We start from the raw sequence: 2,008 nt of genomic DNA, 5'->3' as shown, positions 1-2,008 counted from the left end.
GTCAGCAGCCGCCAGGTCAGCACTCCCACACCTGTCGCATCCACATCAGCACTGTATGGGCATCTACATCCTCCACCGGCCCGGTCAACGATCGCCCTGCGGCACAGCAAGTATGTCCCTGCCGCTATTAGGCTGCCTTGATGTCCGGGACCGATCTGTCGTTGATGTTGTGGGTGGTTGGCCACCGGACTGTATGGGCGACGCAGATTTCGCGGGCGGTGATGGCCGTCGGCACCCACCTTGCGGTACTCGGTGCGCTGGCATTGGCGGTGCTGGGCTATCTGCTGATGCGGCGCCGCTGGGCTGTCATCGTGACCGTCGCCGGCGGGGCGGCTATTTCGTTGGTGGGCGCCGGTGTGCTCAAGGCGGTGGTGGGGAGGCCGCGGCCGCCGGCGGAACTGGCCCTGGTGCATGCCGGCGGGTACTCGATGCCCTCCACCGACGGCGCGGTGACCGCCGCTGTCGGGGTTGCTCTGTTCCTCGCCTCGCTCTGGTCGACGCGGCCGGGTCGAGCGATCTTCGGCGCCCTGCTGGTGCTAGCGGTATTGGGCGTCGGCGTTGCCCTGGTCTATCTGGGTGCTCACTGGCCCAGCGACGTGCTGGCCGGTTGGCTGCTCGGCGCCATGATCGCCTGGGCGTGGCATCTAGCAGTCAGACGTTGGACCACGCGAAGCGGCGGCCCCGGAGTCCCGGCCTAACCCAACTGTCGGTTGCATGGCGGTTAGCCGGCGGCGGTGGTTGATCGACGGCCGCGTCGTGGGCCGGTGAGGTGCGCAATGAGGACAATCAGCAGCGCCGCGGCGATCAGTGCGCCCCCAATGAGCAGCCCAGTGTTCGAGGGCACGCCGCCTGGACCGTCGCCACCGCCGGTCGCAGTCGCGTCGGCGTATAGGCCAGCGGCGACCTCAGCCTGCAACGCGTGGACGATCACCACCACGACGATCACCAGCCCGGACGCGGCCAGGAGGGCTGTGCCGCTCAGCCACATCAGTCGTTTCCGACGTTCAGGAATCATTGCCCCAGGACGCCCCCAGCCGGGTCCGGTTCCCTCTGTCGGGTGGTGTTTCCGTCGCAGCTGTCCGACGGTGCGAGCGAATAAGGTTATTGGAAGAACCGGGAACGCGCTCTGAATCTCTGAGTCCGGACGTACCACCTCAGTGAGTCATCGTTCACCGGCGGCCACCATCATCCTCGACCGGTCCCATTGCGGATCGCTGACCGGTGGGCGTTCGTCTATCGGGTAGGCGTCGAGCCCGCTCAAGGGCCAGGCTGAGAGGATTGGCCAGTGGCAGGGGCTCTGTATCTCGGATGTGGAAGCGCGGCCGATGAAACTCATCCGAGATCACACCTGTGCGCGCCATAAAACGATCATCGATGCTGACAGGCCAGCGGATTAGTAGACACGCTCTAGTCGACTCCCACCTCACGAGCTCACTCTGCGCCACTCAACTGTCCGGAATGAAAAGCACCCCCGGAGCGGGTCACGGACGAGGAGAACAATTGCTAGCACGATCACTCCACGCTCCGAATGGGGGCCACAGCTGAACTAGAAGGGAGGGGGAATCTTTCCGTTCCCGGCTTCCGATCCAAGAACTGCACCGGAACTCGAATCGTACAGAATGACGCCCCAGTCGAAGGTTCGACCCCGTGCAAACTGCGGCTTGAAGATTCCTTGGACTGCGACAGCCCATATCGGTGTATCAGGATTGAACCCGGTGGGAATAGACTCCAGATTACTTGCGAGAGCACCTGGTCTGGTTATCTCACTGAAAGTAGTTAGCTTGGCAGCTATGGTCTTTTGATTCACGATTTCAGCAGTGTCGGACTCCGTTAAGGCGATTGCCTGATTGGAATCACTTATTGGGGCAGCTTTCGAAGGATTGAGGTTCACTGAGACTGGTACCGTCGGTACCGAGGGTTATTCATAACGCCGTTGTGACGAATTGCGACCTGAATCCGGCGTGGGCCCGAGCAACCGATCCTGGCCGGAATAACCCAACTGAAAAGC

The 2,008-nt window shown here is 62.5% G+C and carries 2 protein-coding genes; one reads left to right on the top strand and one right to left on the bottom strand.

The features are described from left to right. Window positions 1-140: 140 nt before the first annotated feature. Window positions 141-698 (top strand): phosphatase PAP2 family protein, encoded by a 558-nt coding sequence (locus ABIB25_RS29100; RefSeq protein WP_354532001.1) that lies wholly within the window; start codon window positions 141-143, stop codon window positions 696-698. A 23-nt stretch (window positions 699-721) separates the two neighbouring features. On the opposite strand, the gene ABIB25_RS29095 is transcribed toward ABIB25_RS29100, so the two are convergent. Beyond that, window positions 722-1,015 (bottom strand): hypothetical protein, encoded by a 294-nt coding sequence (locus ABIB25_RS29095; RefSeq protein ID WP_354532000.1) that lies wholly within the window; start codon window positions 1,013-1,015, stop codon window positions 722-724. Window positions 1,016-2,008: the final 993 nt, after the last annotated feature.

Origin of the sequence: Nakamurella sp. UYEF19 (genome assembly GCF_040546275.1) — a bacterium.
Classification (GTDB): domain Bacteria; phylum Actinomycetota; class Actinomycetes; order Mycobacteriales; family Nakamurellaceae; genus Nakamurella.
This window is presented reverse-complemented; position numbering and strand designations above follow the sequence as displayed.

What these genes read in the sequence shown, in the direction of transcription:
- ABIB25_RS29100 (WP_354532001.1), top strand. Translation starts at nt 141, where the DNA reads ATGTCCGGGACCGATCTGTCGTTGATGTTGTGGGTGGTTGGCCACCGG.
- ABIB25_RS29095 (WP_354532000.1), bottom strand. Translation starts at nt 1,015, where the DNA reads ATGATTCCTGAACGTCGGAAACGACTGATGTGGCTGAGCGGCACAGCC.